Origin of the sequence: Chryseosolibacter histidinae (assembly GCF_018598225.1) — a bacterium.
Lineage (GTDB): Bacteria > Bacteroidota > Bacteroidia > Cytophagales > Cyclobacteriaceae > Chryseosolibacter > Chryseosolibacter histidini.
In genome coordinates this window covers 64,200-83,343 of sequence record NZ_JAHESF010000007.1, presented here as the reverse complement: position 1 = coordinate 83,343, position 19,144 = coordinate 64,200, and the positions used below count along the sequence as shown (strand labels likewise).

The following is a 19,144-nucleotide window of genomic DNA, read 5'->3' as shown; positions in this document are numbered from 1 at the left end:
CCACGGATGGGCTCCTGAACGAATATACCGAACCGCCTTTTGATTACCAAGCGATGGGTATTAAATTCCGGAACAGATGTTACTTCGGCTCCAGGCTTGCCTGGTAGTTCACATTTCGTTCGGCTATCTGGGTGAGCAGCACATCGGTCTCTTTTTCTTCGGCCAGTGTCTGGCTGAGCACTTGTGCGGCATCGTCGTAGCCAATGGTGTGCGCAAGCGTTACAAGGCCGCCGTAGGTGGCGATCTCGTAGTGCTCTGCTTTCTGTGCCGCAAAGATCAATCCCACATCACGTTGGGAAGTGCCCTCTTCGGTTTCGTCGATGATCTCTTCACCTTCATCTACAATGCCCGCCATGGCAGGACATTTTTGTGTGTCGGCGTCTTCTCCGATCATGTTGAATACTTCATACAGCCTGTCAACATGTGTACGGGTCTGCTCCAGGTGTTTAGAGAACGCATCTCTCAGCTCCGTTGTGGTAGCGGCTTCCTGAAGTTTCGGTAATGTTTTCACCAGCTTTTTTTCAGCCCAGAGAATATCCTGGAGCTGATCGACAAAGAACTCTTTCAGTTTGGAGTCTTTTGCCACTGCTTCATTTGCTTGAATTGCCATAATCTGATTTTTGTTTGATTGTAAGTTTCTATTGTGAATCGTCTCACTTTTTATTTTGTCGTTTCGCCTTCGTTCGAAATCATTGATAAAGGCAACTACTTCTTCATCTGACAAATGATGGAAGTCATTGTATACCTGCCCCACCGCATAAAAGTCTGCGGGTTGTTCAACGATGACGATCTCATCGGCCAGGTCATGGATCTCGGATACGAATCTTTTGCCCGACACGGGCGCTGCAATGATCACCCTGGCAGCCTTGCGGCGTTTGCACAAAGTGATGGCCGGAACAATGGTTGAGCCTGTGGCGATCCCGTCGTCTGCAATGATCACAATTCTGCCCTCCAGGTTGGGCAACGGTTTTCCTTTCCTGAATCGTTGAATGCGGCTCTGGATCTCTTTTTCCTGTGCCCTCACGGTTGCCCTGATGGTTTCGCTGCTTACCTCTCTTGCTGCAGACGTCAGATAAACGGAACCGTCTTCTGCTACAGATCCGATGGCAAATTCCTTTTGCTGTGGATGCGGAAGCTTTTTTGTGATGATGGCCGAGAGCTCTCCCTCCAGCAGGTTGGCGATCTCGTAAGCGATCACAACGCCGCCTCTCGGAATACCGACCACCAAAGCATTCTTTCCTTTGTATCGATCTTCAAGCAGTTTTCCTACTTCAAAGCCGGCATCCCTTCTGTCGACAAAGATCCGGTGTTCAGCCAACATCCCCATGCTTGTTTTTCTTTCGCGCTTCGATCCTCAACCAGCCTTACTAAAGCCGCCACGCAGCAACACGGTGCTCTGTATCCGGCGTTTGAAACAAGGCATTATCCAGCTTTAAAAAATGATACCCGCTCACCGTATAAGGTCAATGCTTCAGCCGGGCGTCTGCACGCAATCAAATATTTGTCGACAAGATGCTAGGAAAGCAAGTTAGTGGCGCAAAGCGACACGTGTGGAATATTCGTTACGCAGAATCATTTCCCTACTTCTGCATTCTCCCTTCTCCTCCCAGGAGAAGGTCAGGATGAGGTGTGAGCAGAAACCCGTAGTTCCCTTCCAGTCTTTCGAAGAGGTCGGCAGCATTCACCTTTTTCTTGGAAAGCGCAGCAAACGGATCGCCTTCTTCCTTCAGGCGCTGGAAAATTGTTGTATGGTTGTGATCCTCCGCCCGCAGGCCTTCCTTCACTTCTTCCCATAGCAATGGCGTTGCAACGGTTGCCGCTGTGCCAGGTACGAGCGAATACGGAGCGATCACACTTTTTCCTGCTTCGTTCACCTGGTAGTCTAAAGACACTTTGCCATAACTATACGCGTCAAAACCGGAGACCGTCACGAGGTCGGGGATCTTCAGGCGGATGAGCCTGCAGATATATTCGCCGGCATTCCTGGCCGCTTCAAAATCACTTTTGGCATCGAGGGGAACGTAAAGGTGCAGCCCTGACATGCCATCGGTCTTTACCAGCGACGGCAACTGAAGACCTGTTAAGATCTCCCTGGCTGTGAGCGCCACATCGATGGCCTTGCTGAAGGAAGCTTCCGGTGAATCGATCACGATCACAAGGTAGTCAGGCGAGTCCGGTGACTTTGCCCGCGCATGGTGTGGGTTGAACCCAACGCAACCAATTCCGGCATAAAATAACAAATGCTCCTTGTCGTTGCAGAGCAGCGGGTGTTTTAGTGTTCTGCCTTCGGTGACGGTGGCGGTCTGGAGCCAGTCCGGCAACTCGAGCTTGCCATCCTGCGCCAGTCCCTCCGCATCAGCATATCCGGGATTTCCCGCACTATCGCCCTGAAGGCGGATCAACTGCGGACGATCTTTCAGATAAGGCAACAAGTGCTCCGCTATTTTGTTGTAGTAATCCAGCACATCTTTCCGCGTGAGGTGTGGCTGCCTGAAAACAATTTTGTCGAGGCCTGTAAAATGGATATTATGCCTGAGCTTGTAATTTGGTTGTTTCGAGTCTTCGCGCTGAACGACCGGAGCCTTGTCCGTCTTTTTTGTCGCTTCTTTTTTGGCAGTCTTCGGTTCGGCTTTCGACTCTGATTTTATTTTCGGGGCCGGCAACACGAACTTTTGTGCTTTCTCTTTTTTTCTCACCAGCGGAAGCTCGGGCAGCGAGGCAAATTCATCTCTCACGGCTTCGTCAAACTCGAAAGGTGTTTCATCCCAGGCTTTGTTCGGGGTGCTGTGAAAAAAGTAGAGGCCGGCAATTTCGTCGCTTTGGTGCAGCTGGTGGTTAGACGATTTGAGATTGTTCAAAACCGCCTGGTAGTTCATCTCATAAAAAAGGCCCGCTTCGCCCTGGATCCCTTCAACACTGATCCGGTCATTGATCGAGTGGCCTGCCTTGGTGATGTACAGCCGGATGAGCCTTTCCCTGTCAGCCCTGTTCTGGCAATCGGTGACGATCGCAACGATCGTTTTATATGCTTTGGTGTTCTTTCGGATGAGCATGGCGTGACATAGTGCATCCAAGATACAAAGAAAGTTTGCTACTTGCCGGTTACAGTTGGCAGCGCTGAATCCCTTAGCTCCGGTTCAAAGGCGATACATAGCTAGTAATAGCGCGTCGGTCCCTAAACCGGCTATCCGGCAACCGGTAACTGGCAACTATCCCTTCGGAGGTAGTTTAAAAATCGTATTTTTTAAAGATCGTCTCTACCTCGTCATAAAAGAACTTTTTGTTCTCGTCCGTGATCGAGGCTGAGTTGATGGCGCGCAAGTGGGTGATCAGCTTGGCATAGTGCACCAGGTCTACGGGAAGTATGAGCAGCTCCTTCAGCTCTTTGCGAATAAATTGTTTTTTCACGGGGCTGAGCTCCTTGTTTAAATTCTCCGTAAAGTATTTTTCAAACGAATCTGCCTTTAAGAGATCCTTTACAAGGTCATTTCTGAAATTTCTGATCAGGTCGATGATCTTCTCGATGGAGAGATTCGTTTCATTTTGTGCCGTATTGACGTTCTGCATCCCTGGTTCGAAAAATTATACATCAATAATACACCTAAAAAAGTTGATTGAACCCGTTGCATATTTCGGATTATTATAAATGTATAGAAATCAAGAGAATAAGTTATCAACAAAAATTTTATTTGTCGACTAGGGCTATCGGTCATTAACGCATTGGTTGATGAGAATGATTGCAGAAAGTGGATCTGATTTCTGCTATTGGCGGAACTTTTTTAAATTCTCTGCTTATGGCATGGTGAGATCAAGGGGAAGTTTTCTGATCCGGATTCCCGTTGCGGCAAAAATGGCATTGCCGAGCGCGGGTGCAACAGGCGGCAAACCCGGTTCGCCAACACCGCCGGGCGCTTCATCGTTTTCCATAACATAAACGCTGACCGCCGGCATTTCAGGCATGCGCATAATGTGATAGTTGTGATAGTTGGACTGTTGGCAAATACCATTCTTGAAAACAATACCGCCTTTGATGGCTGCGGATAATCCCATCACAATGTTGCCTTCTGTTTGCGCTTTTACGGTGTCGCCGCTCACATATATGCCGCAGTCTACCACAGACACAGCCTTGTCGATGGTGATCGCTTTGTCACGTACGGAAACCGTGATGCAGCACGCGCAGATGGTTCCGAACGACCTGAAGATGGCAATTCCCTTTCCGGTACCTTGCCGCGATGGCGTGTAGTAATCCGATTTTTCTGCGAGGGTCTTCAGCACTTTGATGTACCGCTCATCTTCGAGCAGCTCGAGTCGTGCCGTCAGCGGGTCTTTTCCTGCCAGGTGCGCGAGCTCATCCATGAAACATTCCTGTCCCCAGCCAAGGTTTGAAGCATTTACCGCCCGCCACCACATAATGGGGATCTCGGTTTTTACATTTGTCCAGCTCACCTTGTCGGCTTTGAAGCGGTATTTATTATTGCCTTCGCCCAATGCCTCACCCATCCAGGGGTCTGCTTCGTTGTCGGCCAATCCTTTGAAAACCTGCCGGAGAATGGATTCACCGATGATGTGATGATGAAATCCTGTGATCTTGCCATCTTCGATAAATCCCTGCATGTGGCTTAACATGCCAGGGCGGTAAGGCCCCTGGGTGATATCATCTTCGCGAGTCCAGAGCACTTTTACAGGCACGTTCAGTTTGCTGGAAAGAAAACACGCTTCTTTTACAAAATCGATATAAGCTTTTCTTCCGTAAGATCCGCCCATGAGCACCGGATGGATCTTGATCTTTTCAGGTGCGATGTTCAGGTAACGGGCAACGTCAGGCAGTGTTTCTCCGGGACCCTGGATCGGCGCCCAGATCTCAACCGAGCCATCCTGCCGTACGTGTGCTGTTGTGTTTTCAGGCTCGAGCGGAACATGCGCCAGGAACGGCGTCTCATACGTGACGTCCAGCCTCGATGTTGCCGAGTCAAACTTTCGTTTGAAGTCACCCGTCTCATGATGGTTGATGCCTTCCGTCTTCACTTGTGCATGGCACTGTTCGAAATATGTATCGGTGTGCAGTTTCTCTGCCAGCCCCGCATGATCCCACTGAACCTTGAGCGCATTTTTGCCTTTGCTGGCCGCCCACCAGTTGGAAGCGATCACCGCTACCGAGTCGGTGTCACAGTGGATCATCTTGCGCTCACTGCGGATCACCCGTAACACGCCGGGAATTTTCAACGTGTCGCTGTCATCGATGGTAACAACCTTGCCAAAGATCATCGGGCTGTGAAGGATGGCGGCGTAAACCATACCCGGCACTTCAACATCGATACCATAAACAGCCTTGCCGGTTACGCGGGCAGGGATCTCTTTCCTTTTGAGGTCTTTGCCGATGATCCTGAAATCAGTCCGCTGCTTCAGTGCGGGCTCACGGGGCACTTCAAGCCGTGAAGCTTCTTCTGCCAGTTGTCCATAGGTGAGGCTGACGTCACTATCTTTTTTAAAAACTTTTCCGCCCGAGGCATAACACGCTTGAGCTGGCACATCCCACCTGCGCGCGGCGGCGTTGATCAGCATTTCTTTGGTGGCTGCCCCTGCTTTCCGCAAGGGTAACCATAACGTGCGGATCGAGCTGCTACCGCCGGAGGTTTGTGGCCCATATTTGGCTTTTCCATCGCTTTGTATGATGGTGACCTGGTCCAGCGTCACTTCCAGTTCTTCCGCGATCATGGCAGGCACGGAGTGAATGGTTCCCTGGCCCATGTCATTGCGTGGATTAACGATGGTGATGTTGTTGTGAACGTCGATGAGGATGAAGGGGCTGACTTCGAAAGGTGTAACGGATTCGGTGAGCCGGGTGATGTTGAATGCCCGGGCTGTTGAATCGATTCCAATCACCAGCCCGAGCGTTGCAAGGCCCGACTTCCTGATGAAATCGCGGCGGCCTGGTTTAAACAAGGTGTTATCAGTTGAATGCATACGATTAGTTTTTGAGTTCACCGGCCGCCAGGTGGATGGCCTTTCTGATCCTGTCATAAGTGCCACACCGGCAAAGATTGCCCGCCAGTGCCGAATCGATATCCTTGTCTGTGGGATCAGGCGTTTTTTCCAGAAGCGCAACGGCAGACATGATCTGCCCCGACTGGCAATATCCACATTGAGGCACCTGCAGCTCGATCCATGCCTGTTGAACAGGATGCAGAACCGTTGCGCCAACGCCTTCTATGGTGGTGATCTCTGAATTTTTCGGGATCGCGGAAATGCGCAGCTGGCACGACCTTACGGGATTTCCGTTCAGGTGGATGGTACAGGCGCCACAGGCAGCGATGCCACAGCCGAATTTTGTGCCTTTTAATCCCAGGTAATCCCGGAGGATCCATAAAAGCGGTACATCGGGTTCGGCTTCAACCTCGTAGCGCCTGCGGTTAACATTGACGGTATATTTTGCCATAATCAGTATTGCCGGTAAATGTTTTTGTGTTCAGGCAATAACGCATGCGGGCAGGGCGCAGGCCACCCATTGTGTAGTGTAGTCTGACGGATTTATAAAACCGGGAATGAAAATGGCGATTACATACCCGGTGCGTGTTTCCGGTAAGCCGATGGCGTTGTGTTTGTGTACTTTCTGAAGGCGGCGTTGAATACCGAAACGCTGTTAAACCCTGTTTCGAAGGCTATGGCCGTGATCTTCTGGTGACTGTAGGCAGGGTCTTTCAGCAGCCGCTGCGCCTCCCGGATGCGGAAGCTGTTGATGTAATCGGGGAAAGTTTGTTGTGTGCGCCGGTTGATGGTTTCGGAAAGCAGGTTGGGGGAGACATTCAACAGGCTGGCCAGCTTGGGCAGGGTAAGGCCGGCATCTTTATAGGATTGGCGTGAAAGCAGCAGCGCCTGCAGTGCTTCAAAACATTGACTGACCTGCGCTTCGCTATAAGCCGAGTTCTGGTAGCGCTCCCGTGGCATAAAGATCTCGTTCTTCCGCAGGGCCAGGTAACTGAGAAAATAGATCAGGAAAGAGAACGCCACCGGTGCAGCGATGTAGGAGACCAGTCCGAAAATAAAATTGGCCATGTAGGCACCCCATACCAGGGTCACACCCGCGGTAAGGCTCAGCACCCAAACGCGCTGCGTGCGGGAGGCCTTCCGGAAATTTTTGAAGATCGCCTGGAGGCAAAATGGCAGGTACAGCGCTGCCGACCACAGAGAGATCGCATAGCCATGCTGTTGCATCCAGAAGTAGGAGGTAAGCACGGGGCTCAGCAGGATTACGAGAATGGCCGGTAGCAGGTGAAGCGCATCCCGTTGCCAGGTGAGCTGATAGTTCTTGTCAAAGAATGAGTTCAGGTAGAGCAGCAGCAGCGGAAAAATGGCCAGGTTGGTACCGAAACCTAAATTCATCAGGATGGTGGAGACCTGGTGCCCCGCCGAGAAATAGTAGACCACGGATTTGATCATCCGCACAGCAAAAGCAAGCAGCAGCAATGCCAGCAGCACGTTGGCAAGGTTCCTTCCCTTGCGCATGGAAAAAAGATACAGGCCGAAGAAGGCACTCTGCAGCGCACCGGCTCCACTGGTCAGCAACAGGATCTCAAGCGGTATTCTCATGACCTATAAATTTATGAAATAATGATCTTATTTTTCGATCGGAAAGGTGTCGTTTGACGGGTGGCAAATGTTGACTACCGTTAAAAAGGTACGAGGTCAGATCCCGATAGCGATCGGGAACGAGGTACGTGAAATACATCGTATTTTCGTTCCTGGTAGACCGTACTTCGTACCTCGTAATTCGTACCTGGTATCACTTCCACCGGAAATGGAAAATTGAGAACAATGGAGATAAACATGACGCGTAAAAAAATCGGGAAGATGAAGGGCTTCAGGCGTTTCCTGCTGAAGCAGATCGAGGATCTTGATCCCGTACAGCTCAACCACATTCCAAGCGGATTCAACAATAACATCATCTGGAATCTCGGAAATATGCTTTCTGCGGAACAAACCATGTGTTATGTCAGGGCCGGGTTGCCTCCCACCATTGATAACAATTTCCTGTCGCCTTACCTGCCGGGCACCAAACCGGAACGTCCAATCGATCAGTCCGAGATCGAGCGTATCAAAGCGCTGCTGATCACGTCACTTGACAAGCTGGAGTCAGATCTCGCTAACCAAATATTCGTGAATTACACTCCTTCCCTGATGATTCCCAAGGTCTATGGCTTCGAGGTTAACAACATCGACGAAGCTATCGATTACTTGTTATACCATGACGGTTATCACAGCGGCTGCATTCTTTCGCTGAAACACCTTGTGTAATTCCAACCCACTCTACGCAGTAGAGGGCTAGGGGGAGTTGATCACCACTGTATAGGTAAACGCGTATTTGTTGTCTAAAAGAATATGCACGATGTAAGTCCCTTTCGAAGTGAACACATGATCGATGCGGTGAAGCCCTTCTTCTGTCTGCTGAAATGGTGGATAGACCGAATACGGGCCTGATCCGTTTATGATCAGCTGCACCTTTTGGATCTGATCGGTGCTGTTCTTTGTGAATTGAAAGGAAACTGTTTCGCCTTTGGAGGCGGTGATGGTAAATGTCTCTGGGTATAACTGATCGATCTTGTACTGGAAGATGCTGCTGTAGATCAGTGGGCGATTTAAAAATTCTCCGAGTGTAGGCTTCACAGCCAGCAGGGTCCAGGCTGTGTCAGCTGGATAATGATTGCGGATAAATAATGCCGGATCCGGTAAAAAATAGGAGTTGTTGTAAGCTCTGACAAACATTCCTTTTTCAGTGTCTATCGCTCCGCTCGACCAGGTGGCATCGCATAAGTACCAGTTATTATGAAGTCGAATGGCGTTCCAGGAATGATTGGCAATTCCTTCACCTCCGATATTTGACTGGGCAGTGCGGCCGTAGCCATGGATAACTTCACATGGAAGTCCCGCGAAATCAGCCAGCGCTTTAATGAGGTAGGCATACCCGGTGCACACGGTCCTGTGTTTGCTCACCAGCGTTCGAAATACTTCTCCACTGACCTTTTGATTCCATTTTCTTAACTCATCAGGATCGTTCCGAAGCTTTTTTCTTTTATGCTGGTTCTTCTTAAAAAGCCGGTAGTCATTATCAATATTGAGGCACACCCATTTATAGATGGCCCTGAACTTTTCTTCTTCCGTAGTAAGAGACCTGGTTAACTTGTCTGAAAGCAGATTGAGGTCCTGTAACGAGTGCCCTGGGTACAACTGTGCAATGCTATCGGCTTTTGTGAAATCAATGCCGGCAAAATCCGCTGTTTGTGCCCTGAGATTGGTGATATAAAAGAATGCGAGGCAGCATGCGAGCGCGGCGCTCATCAGATCGATGCGCATGGTCAGAACAGGTTCTTCACCTTCGACCACAATCTGCGTGCACCGGATTGATCGGGGGCGTAAACTGCATCCACGGCGACCTCACCCAATGTCATTATATCGCATGCCATCCGGATCACCAGGTCGCTGCCAGCTTCCTTTGACACCACGTACTCCTTTGATGTATATCCGATAAAATAAAGGTAGATGACATCCCCCTCCTTAACCTTTTGCGAAAGCTCGAACCTGCCATCGACATCCGTGTATATCCTTGTCGTAGAACCTTTCAATACAACGTTAACACCTGGCATCGGTTTATTCGCTTCGTCCAGCACAACACCTTTGAGGATCTTTTCTGTTTGAATGGCAGTACTTTCGGGAACAGCGCGGCGGCCTCGTTTTTCAACAGCTTCCGTTGTTGATTTGGGTTTTTTGTTTTGGGCCGAGGCTTGTTTGCTGGTGAGCACCAGCAGCAGGCTGAGAAGGCCGGCCTTGAGTAATGTTACCCCAGGATTTACTTTTACCCGTACGCTTGGAGTGTAAGTTGTTAACTGATCAGGCCGGAATCGTCCGCAGGTGTGGCCTTTTGTTTTACTGAAGAAATCGATCAGGGCCTCATCACTCATGCTGGTGAAATCAACTACTACTTTGTTGCATGAGCCGCAAAGCGCACCGTTTGTTGTGGAAGAAAAGTTCTCCCATTTTTCAGAACACGGTTTGGGGATGGATAGGGATAGGTTTTTCATGGCTTGGCATTTAAGACAAGATGCAGCAAACTCCCCAAATTCCATAAAAGAAAATGTGGCTTTTTACCCTTCTCCCCCGGGAGAAGGGTCAGGGATGAGGGCCACGGCATCGTTCTCGTTCTCGCTGGTGAAGATCATTTTGTTACCCTTGATCCTTACGTTGCCTGAACACCGGCCGCGATTTTTAATGTCACACATACCGGAGCCGTTGGCAAAGATCTGGATGGCATACTTCCGCGAATCCCAGCTTCCGCGAAAATCATAGTTCTCAGGGGAAAGCTCTTCCTGCAGGCAGGACGAAAATGCACAAAGCATGATCAGTGCGTAAAATGTTTTCATAGAACGAGAGGTTTGATACTGGCATAAAAAGTGCAAACAAAATGCCAGTTTAAGGTATCTTTGAACACACCCGAAGTCCCCGATGATGAGAACCGGTTTATTTTGTTTCGTTTTTCTTTCCGTATTCACCATGGCTACTGCCCGGCAAGCGCTGGACACGGCTGAAGTTGTTACCATTGGTGGAATAAAACAGTTTATCACCATAAAGGGAAAAGACCGGTCGAAGCCTGTGCTGCTCTTCCTGCACGGTGGCCCTGGCGGATCAGTATTGTCCTATGCGCATAAATTCTCTGCAGCGCTCGAAGAGCACTTTGTTGTGGTTCATTGGGATCAGCGCGAAACGGGAAAAACACTTGAATTGAATGCGTCACCGGTACCACTGACACTGGCGTTGTTCGAGCAGGATACGTATGAGCTGATGCAGCTGCTGTTGAAAAGATTTAGCCAGACAAAACTTTACCTGGCCGGCCATTCATGGGGTACGGTCTTGTGTTTTTCCATGGCCCGGTATTATCCTGATCTTTTGTATGCCAGTATTGCGATCAGCCCGGTGATCAACCAGCTCGAAAGTGAACGTATCGTGCTCGGCTTAATGAAGGAGAAAGCGCTCAAGGAAAAAAACGAGGAGGCGATCACGCAGCTGTCGAAGGTCACCATTCCTTTTCAGAACGGTGATGAGATCTACTACCATCGCCGGTGGCTCATGTACTATTTCAATGGTGTTAAGAATGTGGATGAAAAACTGCCGAGAAGTTACGTGCTGTGGTGGGCAGAGCGGTGGCTGGCGGTATGGAATGAAGCCTCTGCCATCAACCTCCTTGAAGTTGCGCCGGCGTTGAGCTGCCCCCTTTACCTGCTCACGGGCCGTGATGACTACCAGACAAACTTCGGGATCACGGAGCAATATTATACAAAACTTACGGCGCCAAAAAAACAGTTGTTCTGGTTCGAGCATACCGCGCACTCGGTGCCCTCTTCACAGCCGAAGCTTCTCCAGGACATCATCATCAACAAGATCCTTCCGGAGACGTTCCGTGCCGCAGATCAGCCGGCCCTGGTGAAATGATCCCGCGGGTTTAATTCCGCCCGGGTTCCATGCGGGTTTCTTTTTTTCTTTCCTTCCTGATCTGCATGAAAAATTCCTCCAGGGTAAGCCCATGGATGTGAAGCACCTTGCCCAGCGATTTCAGCGTAACGTTCGCTTTGCCTTTTTCCATTCGCCAGTATTGGATGCGGGGCAGTCCAAAATCGGAAGCGAACTCGGCATGGCTCGAATATCCCTTCTTTTTTCTAAGGTCTAAAAGTTTTTTTCCTATCAATTCAAGTGTACCGTTAAGGTGATCCTTTTCCTCTACAGTAGAATTCATAAGTATATGCCGTTGGGTTCGGAGATCGCTTATCAAAAGAAACTCCATGTCAGAAGCAACGAAAAAAATGGCAGGATCAGGTAACGAAGAAATATCAGGACTGACAAAATTTCAATTGTTGCGACTTTAATTTTAAACTTAAAATGTCAAACTTTCATTATGATAGAACGCAATGACATTCAACCTTCCGTATTGCAGATCGAGCCTGTTCTTGCCGTGCGCGATATAGTCGAGACAGTTTCATATTGGCATGAGGTATTGGGTTTTCCTGAAAAATGGACCTGGGGCACCCCGCCAACCCATGGAAGTGTTTCATGGCACGGAACGTCGGTACAATTCACGTTGAACAGCGAGCTCGCCTCAGTGTCAGCAGGACATTCAGTGTTTACCCGTGTGCGGTATGTGGAGCACCTTTACAAGCTTCATCAGCAGAAGCGCGCGGAGATCGTTGCCCCATTAGAGAACAAGCCATGGGGTCTTGCCCAATATACCGTTCGTGACATTAATGGCTATTATGTCCATTTCGCCGGTGCTCCTGTTTCGGAACGAGAGCGAAGCGCGCCTGGCCTGCCGGAGGTTGTAAGAATTGTTAACAGGATCCCCACCCCGAATGAATATAGGCACCTGGCTTCAGCGGTGTACCACATCGCCAATGCCGACAAAGAAAAAGCTGCGTTGCTGCTGGCGCCGGTAGTGACCGCTGCGGTGGCAGAGAACAAGGATACGGGTGAGGTAATAGGATGTGCTCTCTTGTTAGGCGATCACGTCAGCTTCTACTATGTAAAAGACGTTATGGTGCATCCCGCCTGGCAGCATCAACAGGTAGGTGCCGGATTAATGAAGGAGCTTACACGCTGGCTGGAAGCAAACGCTCCTGACAATGCACTGGTGACGCTTATTACGCCCGATAGTCTCGCTCCGTTTTACAAGCAGTTTGGATTTACGCCAGCATTTGGCATGGTGCGGGAGATCATCCGCAGTGAAAAGAGATAGCTATTCAATGCGCACACTCCTGGGTGGAATGACCTCAATCAAAGCCGGGTATAAAACAAAAAAGCTGTTTCAGGGACTAACCTTGAAACAGCTTATAAATTGGATTAAAAAATCTATGGCTGATTGGCTGCCGTTGCTGGTTTTTCTCCGGCCTGATCTTCCGGCAGACCTTTCAGATGGATATCCAGGAATTTCAATATCGCTTTCGAGGCTTTGATGTTGTTTTCCTTTTTCAGGAATCCATGGCCCTCATCAGGAAATACGATATAATCAACAGGCACACCGTTGGCTTTGGCTGCCGCTACTATTTCATCCGATTCAACCTGGAGCACGCGCGGGTCGTTGCTTCCCTGCAGCACAATAAAGGGTTTGGTGATCTTCTTCGCATGGAACAGCGGCGATTTGTTATACAGGGCTACTGAATCTTTTGCAGGATCGCCAAGCTCGGCATACAATGCTTCACGGAATGAGGTCCACCACGGCGGAATGCTTTTTAAGGTGCGCAGCCAGTTGGTGACGCCGTAGATGTTGACACCTACGTTGAATTCTTCAGGCGCAAAAGCCAATGCAGCCATTACCATGTATCCGCCGTAGCTGCCGCCCATAATGCCCACCTTGCTCATGTCTACGTAATCCAGTGTAGCCAGGAACTTTTTCGATTCCACACAATCCTTCAGGTCTGCGTCGCCGTGCTTGCGATCGTCGGCAGCAAAAAAAGTTTTTCCGTAACCGGAGCTTCCCCGGTTATTCACCGCCAGGATCACATAGTTGTGATTCACCAGGTGCTGGATCACCGGGGAGTAGTTCAGCCTGGTTTGTCCGCCGGGTCCTCCGTGAATGAAGAGCAGTGCCGGCACTTTCTCTCCGGCTTTCAGTCCCCTGGGCTTGTAGAGCAGGGCAGGGATCTCCATGCCGTCGAATGATTTGTAACGGATCACTTCACCTGCAACAAGATCATTCTGGTCAATGTCGGCCGACATTGTATTGGTCAGCTGCTTTACCTCCTTCGTTTCAAAATTATAAACGAAAAGGTTGGCCGGCGATTTCGAGCTGCTGACATAGAACGACATCCATTTCTCGCTGTCGGAAATGTTCACACCCGTGATGTCGCCGTCGGGCAAACCATCCACTTTCACCTGCTGGCCGCCGTTGGATTCGTCATAGATCCTGATCTCGGTGCGTGCGTCGTTGTTGATGGCCACCACGCGATACTTGCCGTTGTGCGAGAGATAGGCAGTCATCAGATCCCACGGCGCTTCTTCTATTTTTTTCTTTTCTCCGCTGGCCACATCATAACCCGACAGATACATGTACTCGCTGCCTTCATCCGTAAGACAGTAGAGTGTTTTGCCATCCAGGCTGAAGTATTGCGGCACGTACTGCGCGTTGCCGGTGTGTGCCGACAGGTGTTTTGTCTTTTTGCTCTGGGTATCGAGCAGGTACATATCTGAGTTATTGGTGGTAATGGTTTTGGTCAGCGCAACGTAGCGGCCATCGTCAGAGATCGCCGCCACATCGAGCCCTTCGTTATTCTGGTAAACCATGGTAGAAGGGTACACGTTTCCTTCTTTCGGCGCACCTTCCACCCGCACGCTGAGCAGATCGAAGTAACGTTTGTCACGACTGTTCGACAGGTAATAAAGGTTTTTTCTGTCATGGCTCCAGCCGTAGTATTGTGCTTTCGCTGTGGTGTCCTGGATGAGGTCTACCGTTGAGCCATTGTTGTTGCGCACATAGATATGCGTGATCTCATTACCGCCCTTGTCACTCGTATAGATCACACGATCATCACCTGGAAAATAGGATCTGGCGAAAATGGCATCGTCAGTGGAAGTGGTGAGCTGTTTCTTTTCGCCCGATTTGAGGTCGATCTCGAAGGCGTTGAAGATACCGGTTTCTTTGGTGCTGACGAGGATCTTCGAATCGTCAGGCGAGAAGGCGCCTCCGCTGAGCTGAACAATGTCCATGAACTGGGCAATGGTGTATTGTTTTTTAGGTTTGTCTTCCTGCTTCACGGTGCTGCAGCTGAATGCCATGAGCAGCAGCAAGGCAATGATGATCTTGTTGGGTTTCATATTTTTTTATTTAAATAAATATAAGCCACAGATGCCGCCGGCAAAAGCAGAATGGGTTGAATGTCAGCAGGAATTTACAGAAGTGCCTTATTGGCCGCGGGGCCGGAGTGAGCCGTCTGACGATAGGCGTGGGTGAACTGGAAGATCAGCAAATACCCCATCACCAGGAATGCCGAAAAGACTATTGTAACGCCATAGGTTTGCGGGTGGTCCATCGGGTCGAGCACGCGCACAGCAATGTCGCGAAGAAGGCCTTCCGGCGATGACACCACATCCCAGCTGTTCCAGCGTAGGTAGCGGCCGAGGTAGATCCCGAAACTGCCCAGCACCAGCGAGCCGATCGCCACCATCCAGCCGACCCAGGTATTAAAATGACGGGTCAGCACTGCCTGCATATCCATCAGCGAAGCATAACCCAGCATCAGTCCATTCCAGGCAAAGAACAGGATCAGCGCAAGGTCATACCAGTAAGGAACACCCGTACGCGGCTTGAGGTGAAACAGGTCCGTGAGGATGTAAGGAGCGTTGGGGAAAAAGCAAAGCCAGAACAGGAAGGGTAAGGTCAACAGCCACCGGTTGCTGATCTTGTCGTGATACAACACCAGCAGCGTGCTGACACCATAAGGGATCAGGGCCAGAAAGATATTCCACAACAGGAAGATGAACGTAACCTTCGAAGTGTAATGCACTCTAAAAGCTACCAACGAAATGCACAATGCAGTAGTAATGAAGAACAGGATGAGCATATTGAGCCGGTTCCGTTCCTTTAAGCGTAGATAGAGGTGTCTCATTTTTTTTAGGATGATGGGATATGAAGATAACGTTTAAAACGAATGAAAGTAATTTTTGTTTTACGAAAATCTCATAACCCTGTCTTGCTTCATTGAAGTAAACTGTCTTAACTTCTAATATAGAAAACCTTCTCTATGTCTGACAACCTTCATCAGGGTGCCAACCCGCGGCTATTTGGATACGCTAGAGTGAACCGGCAAATCTCCACTGAAGCTGAAGCGATCCTTTGGCAATGTTTACGCAACAGAAAGCTGAAAGGCTGTAAATTCAGAAGACAACATCCAATAGCGGACTACATCGCGGACTTTTATTGTTTCGAACGCGGCCTCGTCATTGAAGTGGATGGTGAATACCATATGGATAAAGAACAGATGGCCTATGACGAGCAAAGAACCAATCGTTTAAATGAGTTGAAAATAAAGGTCATCCGGTTCACGAATCGGGAAGTAATGGAGAAGCTCGATTTTGTATTGAAGGAAATCAAAAGGCATTTGGTCGACGCACCTCATCCCCGGCCCTTCTCCTGAAAGGAGAAGGGGTAATTCCCTCTCCTAGAGGAGAGGGTTAGGGTGAGGTGCGCCCCCCACCCAAATCTCTGAAATCCTCCTCATGTTCAGGATATCGGCCAGGGGGTTGGCATCGAGGATGAGGAAGTCTGCATGGTGGCCGGGGGATAAGGTGCCCAGGTCTTTTAGTCCCAGATGTTCGGCTGCGTTCCTGGTTGCCGATACGATGATCTGCATCGGTGTAAGGCCTGCATCGGCCATCATCTTCATTTCAACGTGCTCGAAGTATCCCATGAATCGTGTGGGGATACCGCTGTCGGTGCCGAAGACGATGGGTACACCACTGTCGCAAAGTTTTTTAAGATTGGCCATGGCTACGGGCAGCTGCTCACGGTATGTTTTTGCGCTCGTGCTGTTGCGCACCTGCAGCTGACGGGCAGGATCTTTCAGTGGAGAGAAGACAGTGCTGTCGTACTGCGCTGTGAAGAATGGATCGGAGAAAAACGCCGGCGTCTCTCTATAAACGTAGGTAGACAGCTCCCGCGTGAGCGTAGGACAATAGCTTGCTTTCTTTTCTTTGATCAGTTGTATGAAGGCGTCGTCTACAGGAAGATCTCTCACGCTGTGGGCAAGCATGTCTGACCCGGCGTCGAGTAGTTTCCGGGCGTCTTCGAGGTAGTACATGTGTGTGGCAATCTTGTATCCGAGCTCGTGCGACCGCTGGATCACCGCGCGGTAAACTTCTTCCGTCATTTTTTGTGCCGTACCCAGGTTGTCATCCACCCTGATCTTCATAAAATCCACACCCATCCGGTGATTCCTGTCGATGACTTCAAGCGCTTCTGCCGGAGTCTTTCCTGTGATCACCTCGCCGGCAATGAACAGCCGCGCACGTTGTGTGGCAGTCGTGTCGTTCACGGCGCGTAAAGGTACAGCATCTTGCTTATCGCCCCCGAGGCTTACAACGGTGGTAACACCATAGCGGGCATAGATGGATAAATTATCGATGATGTTTTCGTGGGAATAGTGGCCGCCTTCGATACCTTTCACATCGCCAACATGCCCGTGCGCATTGATGATTCCGGGAACGATCATCTTCCCGGATATATCTTTAACCGTAGCGTTTTCAGGGATCTTCACCTGCTCCTTTGTGCCCACGGCCACCACTTTTCCTTGTTGTATGAGCAGCACGCCGTTAACAATAGGATCGCTGCCACTGCCATCGATAATGGTTGCACCGGTGAAAGCAACGGAGTCACGGGTTTGATCCGGGCTTTTACAGGCCACGATGAGGATCAGGCACAGGAAAATAATTCTGGTGATAGTCATAAAACAAATTTTGGAGGCGGCACGGAAGATACACATTTTGATCGATCCTTGTGAAAATAAGATTGCTTTGGCTAGCTTCGTACCTATATGATCTGGCTTACACAGTTGATCTACATTAAGGAAGGTGAGGAAAGGACCTTTGATGATTTCGAAGCGGTGGCCATTCCCCTGATCGCAAAACATCGCGGCAAACTTCTGATGCGCTATCGCCCTAGCCCGGAAGATGTGATCGATGGCACCCTTGAGAAACCGTACGAGATCCACGTAGTGACCTTTGATGACGATGCAGACCTGCAGGCATTTTTCAGGGACGAAGAACGCAAGAAGATGTTACACCTCAAGGAACAATCTGTCAGAGAGGTGGTTTTGATCAAAGGCAGCAAGGTTTAAAGCAACGGCTATTGCCTAGCCGGGAAACGAGAACTTGCCCATGCTCACCGAAGGGATCCTGGCCCTCTTGCCGAAATCGGTTTTGCCGCCGCAGAGCGATTCATTGGCGAGCACGGCAAAAAGGATCGCTTCTTTGGCATCGCCTGGCACGCCCAGCTCTGCGGTAGTCCGCAATGAGTCAAGCTTCAGCAATTCCTTCACCCATTGCCTGAGCAACGGATTGTGCGCGCCACCTCCGCTGAGGTAGATCTCGAAATTTTCTTTTTTCACCGCCTTGCGGATGGCTTCTGCAATGGTCTCGGCGCTGAAACGTGTGAGCGTTGCCAGCAGATCAGGAACAGAGAGATCACTTACACCTACCTGTTGCTGTGCCTTCCACACAAAGTCGAGGTTGAACAACTCAGGGCCTGTTGTTTTTGGAAAAGGCATCTTGAAGAACGGTGCCGACTTCATGGCCTCCAGCAATGCGGGGTGAACTTTTCCCTGGCTTGCCCGCGTGGAGTCCTTGTCATAATATTCACCCGGGCAATAATGCCGGATGGCCTGGTCGAGCAGTGTGTTGCCCGGCCCTGTATCTGTCACAAATACTTTCGAGGGATCCTGGCCTTTGGGGAGGTAGGTGAAATTGGCAATGCCACCGATGTTGAGCAGGATGCGACTTTGTTTTTTGTCGGAGAGCAGCAGGTAGTCGCCATACACGGCAAGGGGAGCGCCTTCTCCACCTTTGGCAATGTGCTTCTGCCGGAAATCGCTGAGGGTGATAATGCCTGTCTTTACAGCGATGTGGTCGCCATCCCCGATCTGGAAAGTGGCGTTGATATTTTCTTCCGGATGCTGAAAGGCGGGTGCGTGAAATACCGTCTGGCCGTGCGATGCGATCACATCTACCTTGGTGGTCGGAACCTTCCACCGCTTCAGACATTGGAGGATCATGTTCGCATGCAGCATGCCGATCCAGGGATTAAGAATGCAGAGCTTTTCAAAATCGACCTGGCGTTTGGCAAAGACCTCGCTTATTCTCGTTTTTACCTCGGGCGAATACGGAACGGTAGCGAATTCAAGCATGGAGAATTTTGTCTTCAGGCCTTCGCCGGAGAATTTACAAAGCGCAATATCGAGCCCATCCATAGAAGTGCCTGACATCAGGCCGATGATGATCCTGTTTTTCTTTGCGGCGATGCGCTCCAGTCTTTTGATATTATGATTCATGCGGTTCAGTTCCGGCCCTGAAATTAAAGTTTAAAACTAAAAGCAAAGAGCTTCGCCAGGAAATAATTCCC

General features: G+C 50.0%; 19 protein-coding genes. 5 read left to right on the top strand and 14 right to left on the bottom strand.

Features of this window, described 5'->3' with window-relative positions; translation table 11 throughout:
• Positions 1–79 precede the first annotated feature (79 nt).
• The 6 genes from KK083_RS09025 to KK083_RS09000 form a co-directional block, all read right to left on the bottom strand.
• Entirely contained in the window at positions 80–1,321 is a 1,242-nt protein-coding gene (locus KK083_RS09025; RefSeq protein ID WP_254162670.1) for a DUF892 family protein, read from the bottom strand.
• Between the two features lie 259 nt (positions 1,322–1,580).
• A complete protein-coding gene (gene ligD, locus KK083_RS09020) occupies positions 1,581–3,074 on the bottom strand; it encodes a non-homologous end-joining DNA ligase LigD (RefSeq protein ID WP_254162668.1) in 1,494 nt (497 codons plus the stop codon).
• A gap of 154 nt (positions 3,075–3,228) precedes the next feature.
• Complete coding sequence (locus tag KK083_RS09015; protein ID WP_254162666.1) at positions 3,229–3,567, bottom strand: HMG-box domain-containing protein; 339 nt, start codon at positions 3,565–3,567, stop codon at positions 3,229–3,231.
• A 225-nt stretch (positions 3,568–3,792) separates the two neighbouring features.
• Positions 3,793–5,964 (bottom strand): xanthine dehydrogenase family protein molybdopterin-binding subunit, encoded by a 2,172-nt coding sequence (locus KK083_RS09010; protein ID WP_254162664.1) that lies wholly within the window; start codon positions 5,962–5,964, stop codon positions 3,793–3,795.
• Between the two features lie 4 nt (positions 5,965–5,968).
• Positions 5,969–6,436, bottom strand: a complete 468-nt coding sequence (locus tag KK083_RS09005; protein WP_254162662.1) for a (2Fe-2S)-binding protein — start codon at positions 6,434–6,436, stop codon at positions 5,969–5,971.
• A gap of 119 nt (positions 6,437–6,555) precedes the next feature.
• The gene (locus KK083_RS09000; RefSeq protein ID WP_254162660.1) at positions 6,556–7,587 is read right to left on the bottom strand and encodes a helix-turn-helix domain-containing protein; all 1,032 of its coding nucleotides are present in this window, start codon (positions 7,585–7,587) and stop codon (positions 6,556–6,558) included.
• Between the two features lie 237 nt (positions 7,588–7,824).
• Between KK083_RS09000 and KK083_RS08995 the strand changes: the two genes are divergently transcribed.
• A complete protein-coding gene (locus tag KK083_RS08995; protein ID WP_254162658.1) occupies positions 7,825–8,292 on the top strand; it encodes a DinB family protein in 468 nt (155 codons plus the stop codon).
• 27 nt (positions 8,293–8,319) lie between these two features.
• On the opposite strand, the gene KK083_RS08990 is transcribed toward KK083_RS08995, so the two are convergent.
• The 3 genes from KK083_RS08990 to KK083_RS08980 are packed head-to-tail and all read right to left on the bottom strand — an operon-like array spanning position 8,320 to position 10,412.
• On the bottom strand, positions 8,320–9,348 hold the full coding sequence (locus KK083_RS08990; protein ID WP_254162657.1) for a transglutaminase domain-containing protein: 1,029 nt from the start codon (positions 9,346–9,348) through the stop codon (positions 8,320–8,322).
• A gap of 2 nt (positions 9,349–9,350) precedes the next feature.
• On the bottom strand, positions 9,351–10,118 hold the full coding sequence (locus KK083_RS08985) for a carboxypeptidase-like regulatory domain-containing protein (RefSeq protein ID WP_254162656.1): 768 nt from the start codon (positions 10,116–10,118) through the stop codon (positions 9,351–9,353).
• An 18-nt stretch (positions 10,119–10,136) separates the two neighbouring features.
• Positions 10,137–10,412, bottom strand: coding sequence for a hypothetical protein (locus KK083_RS08980; protein WP_254162655.1), 276 nt, complete (start codon positions 10,410–10,412; stop codon positions 10,137–10,139).
• Between the two features lie 130 nt (positions 10,413–10,542).
• Between KK083_RS08980 and KK083_RS08975 the strand changes: the two genes are divergently transcribed.
• Positions 10,543–11,478, top strand: coding sequence for an alpha/beta fold hydrolase (locus KK083_RS08975; RefSeq protein WP_254162653.1), 936 nt, complete (start codon positions 10,543–10,545; stop codon positions 11,476–11,478).
• A 10-nt stretch (positions 11,479–11,488) separates the two neighbouring features.
• Here the strand turns inward: KK083_RS08975 and KK083_RS08970 are convergent, their stop codons facing one another.
• Positions 11,489–11,779 (bottom strand): helix-turn-helix domain-containing protein, encoded by a 291-nt coding sequence (locus tag KK083_RS08970; protein WP_254162651.1) that lies wholly within the window; start codon positions 11,777–11,779, stop codon positions 11,489–11,491.
• Positions 11,780–11,938: 159 nt separating this feature from the next.
• On the opposite strand from KK083_RS08970, the gene KK083_RS08965 reads away from it, so the two are divergent.
• Complete coding sequence (locus KK083_RS08965; RefSeq protein WP_254162649.1) at positions 11,939–12,772, top strand: GNAT family N-acetyltransferase; 834 nt, start codon at positions 11,939–11,941, stop codon at positions 12,770–12,772.
• 113 nt (positions 12,773–12,885) lie between these two features.
• On the opposite strand, the gene KK083_RS08960 is transcribed toward KK083_RS08965, so the two are convergent.
• Together KK083_RS08960 and KK083_RS08955 are read right to left on the bottom strand one after the other, a co-directional pair.
• Positions 12,886–14,847, bottom strand: coding sequence for a S9 family peptidase (locus KK083_RS08960; protein ID WP_254162647.1), 1,962 nt, complete (start codon positions 14,845–14,847; stop codon positions 12,886–12,888).
• 74 nt (positions 14,848–14,921) lie between these two features.
• Entirely contained in the window at positions 14,922–15,638 is a 717-nt protein-coding gene (locus KK083_RS08955; protein ID WP_254162645.1) for a DUF1361 domain-containing protein, read from the bottom strand.
• A gap of 135 nt (positions 15,639–15,773) precedes the next feature.
• On the opposite strand from KK083_RS08955, the gene KK083_RS08950 reads away from it, so the two are divergent.
• On the top strand, positions 15,774–16,166 hold the full coding sequence (locus tag KK083_RS08950) for an endonuclease domain-containing protein (RefSeq protein WP_254162643.1): 393 nt from the start codon (positions 15,774–15,776) through the stop codon (positions 16,164–16,166).
• A gap of 24 nt (positions 16,167–16,190) precedes the next feature.
• On the opposite strand, the gene KK083_RS08945 is transcribed toward KK083_RS08950, so the two are convergent.
• A complete protein-coding gene (locus KK083_RS08945) occupies positions 16,191–17,474 on the bottom strand; it encodes an amidohydrolase family protein (protein ID WP_254162641.1) in 1,284 nt (427 codons plus the stop codon).
• Positions 17,475–17,561: 87 nt separating this feature from the next.
• Between KK083_RS08945 and KK083_RS08940 the strand changes: the two genes are divergently transcribed.
• Positions 17,562–17,864: a DUF1330 domain-containing protein gene (locus KK083_RS08940; RefSeq protein WP_254162639.1), complete on the top strand. Its 303-nt coding sequence runs from the start codon at positions 17,562–17,564 to the stop codon at positions 17,862–17,864.
• A gap of 15 nt (positions 17,865–17,879) precedes the next feature.
• Here KK083_RS08940 and KK083_RS08935 read toward each other — a convergent pair whose 3' ends face one another.
• Positions 17,880–19,073 (bottom strand): anhydro-N-acetylmuramic acid kinase, encoded by a 1,194-nt coding sequence (locus tag KK083_RS08935; protein WP_254162637.1) that lies wholly within the window; start codon positions 19,071–19,073, stop codon positions 17,880–17,882.
• Positions 19,074–19,144 lie beyond the last annotated feature (71 nt).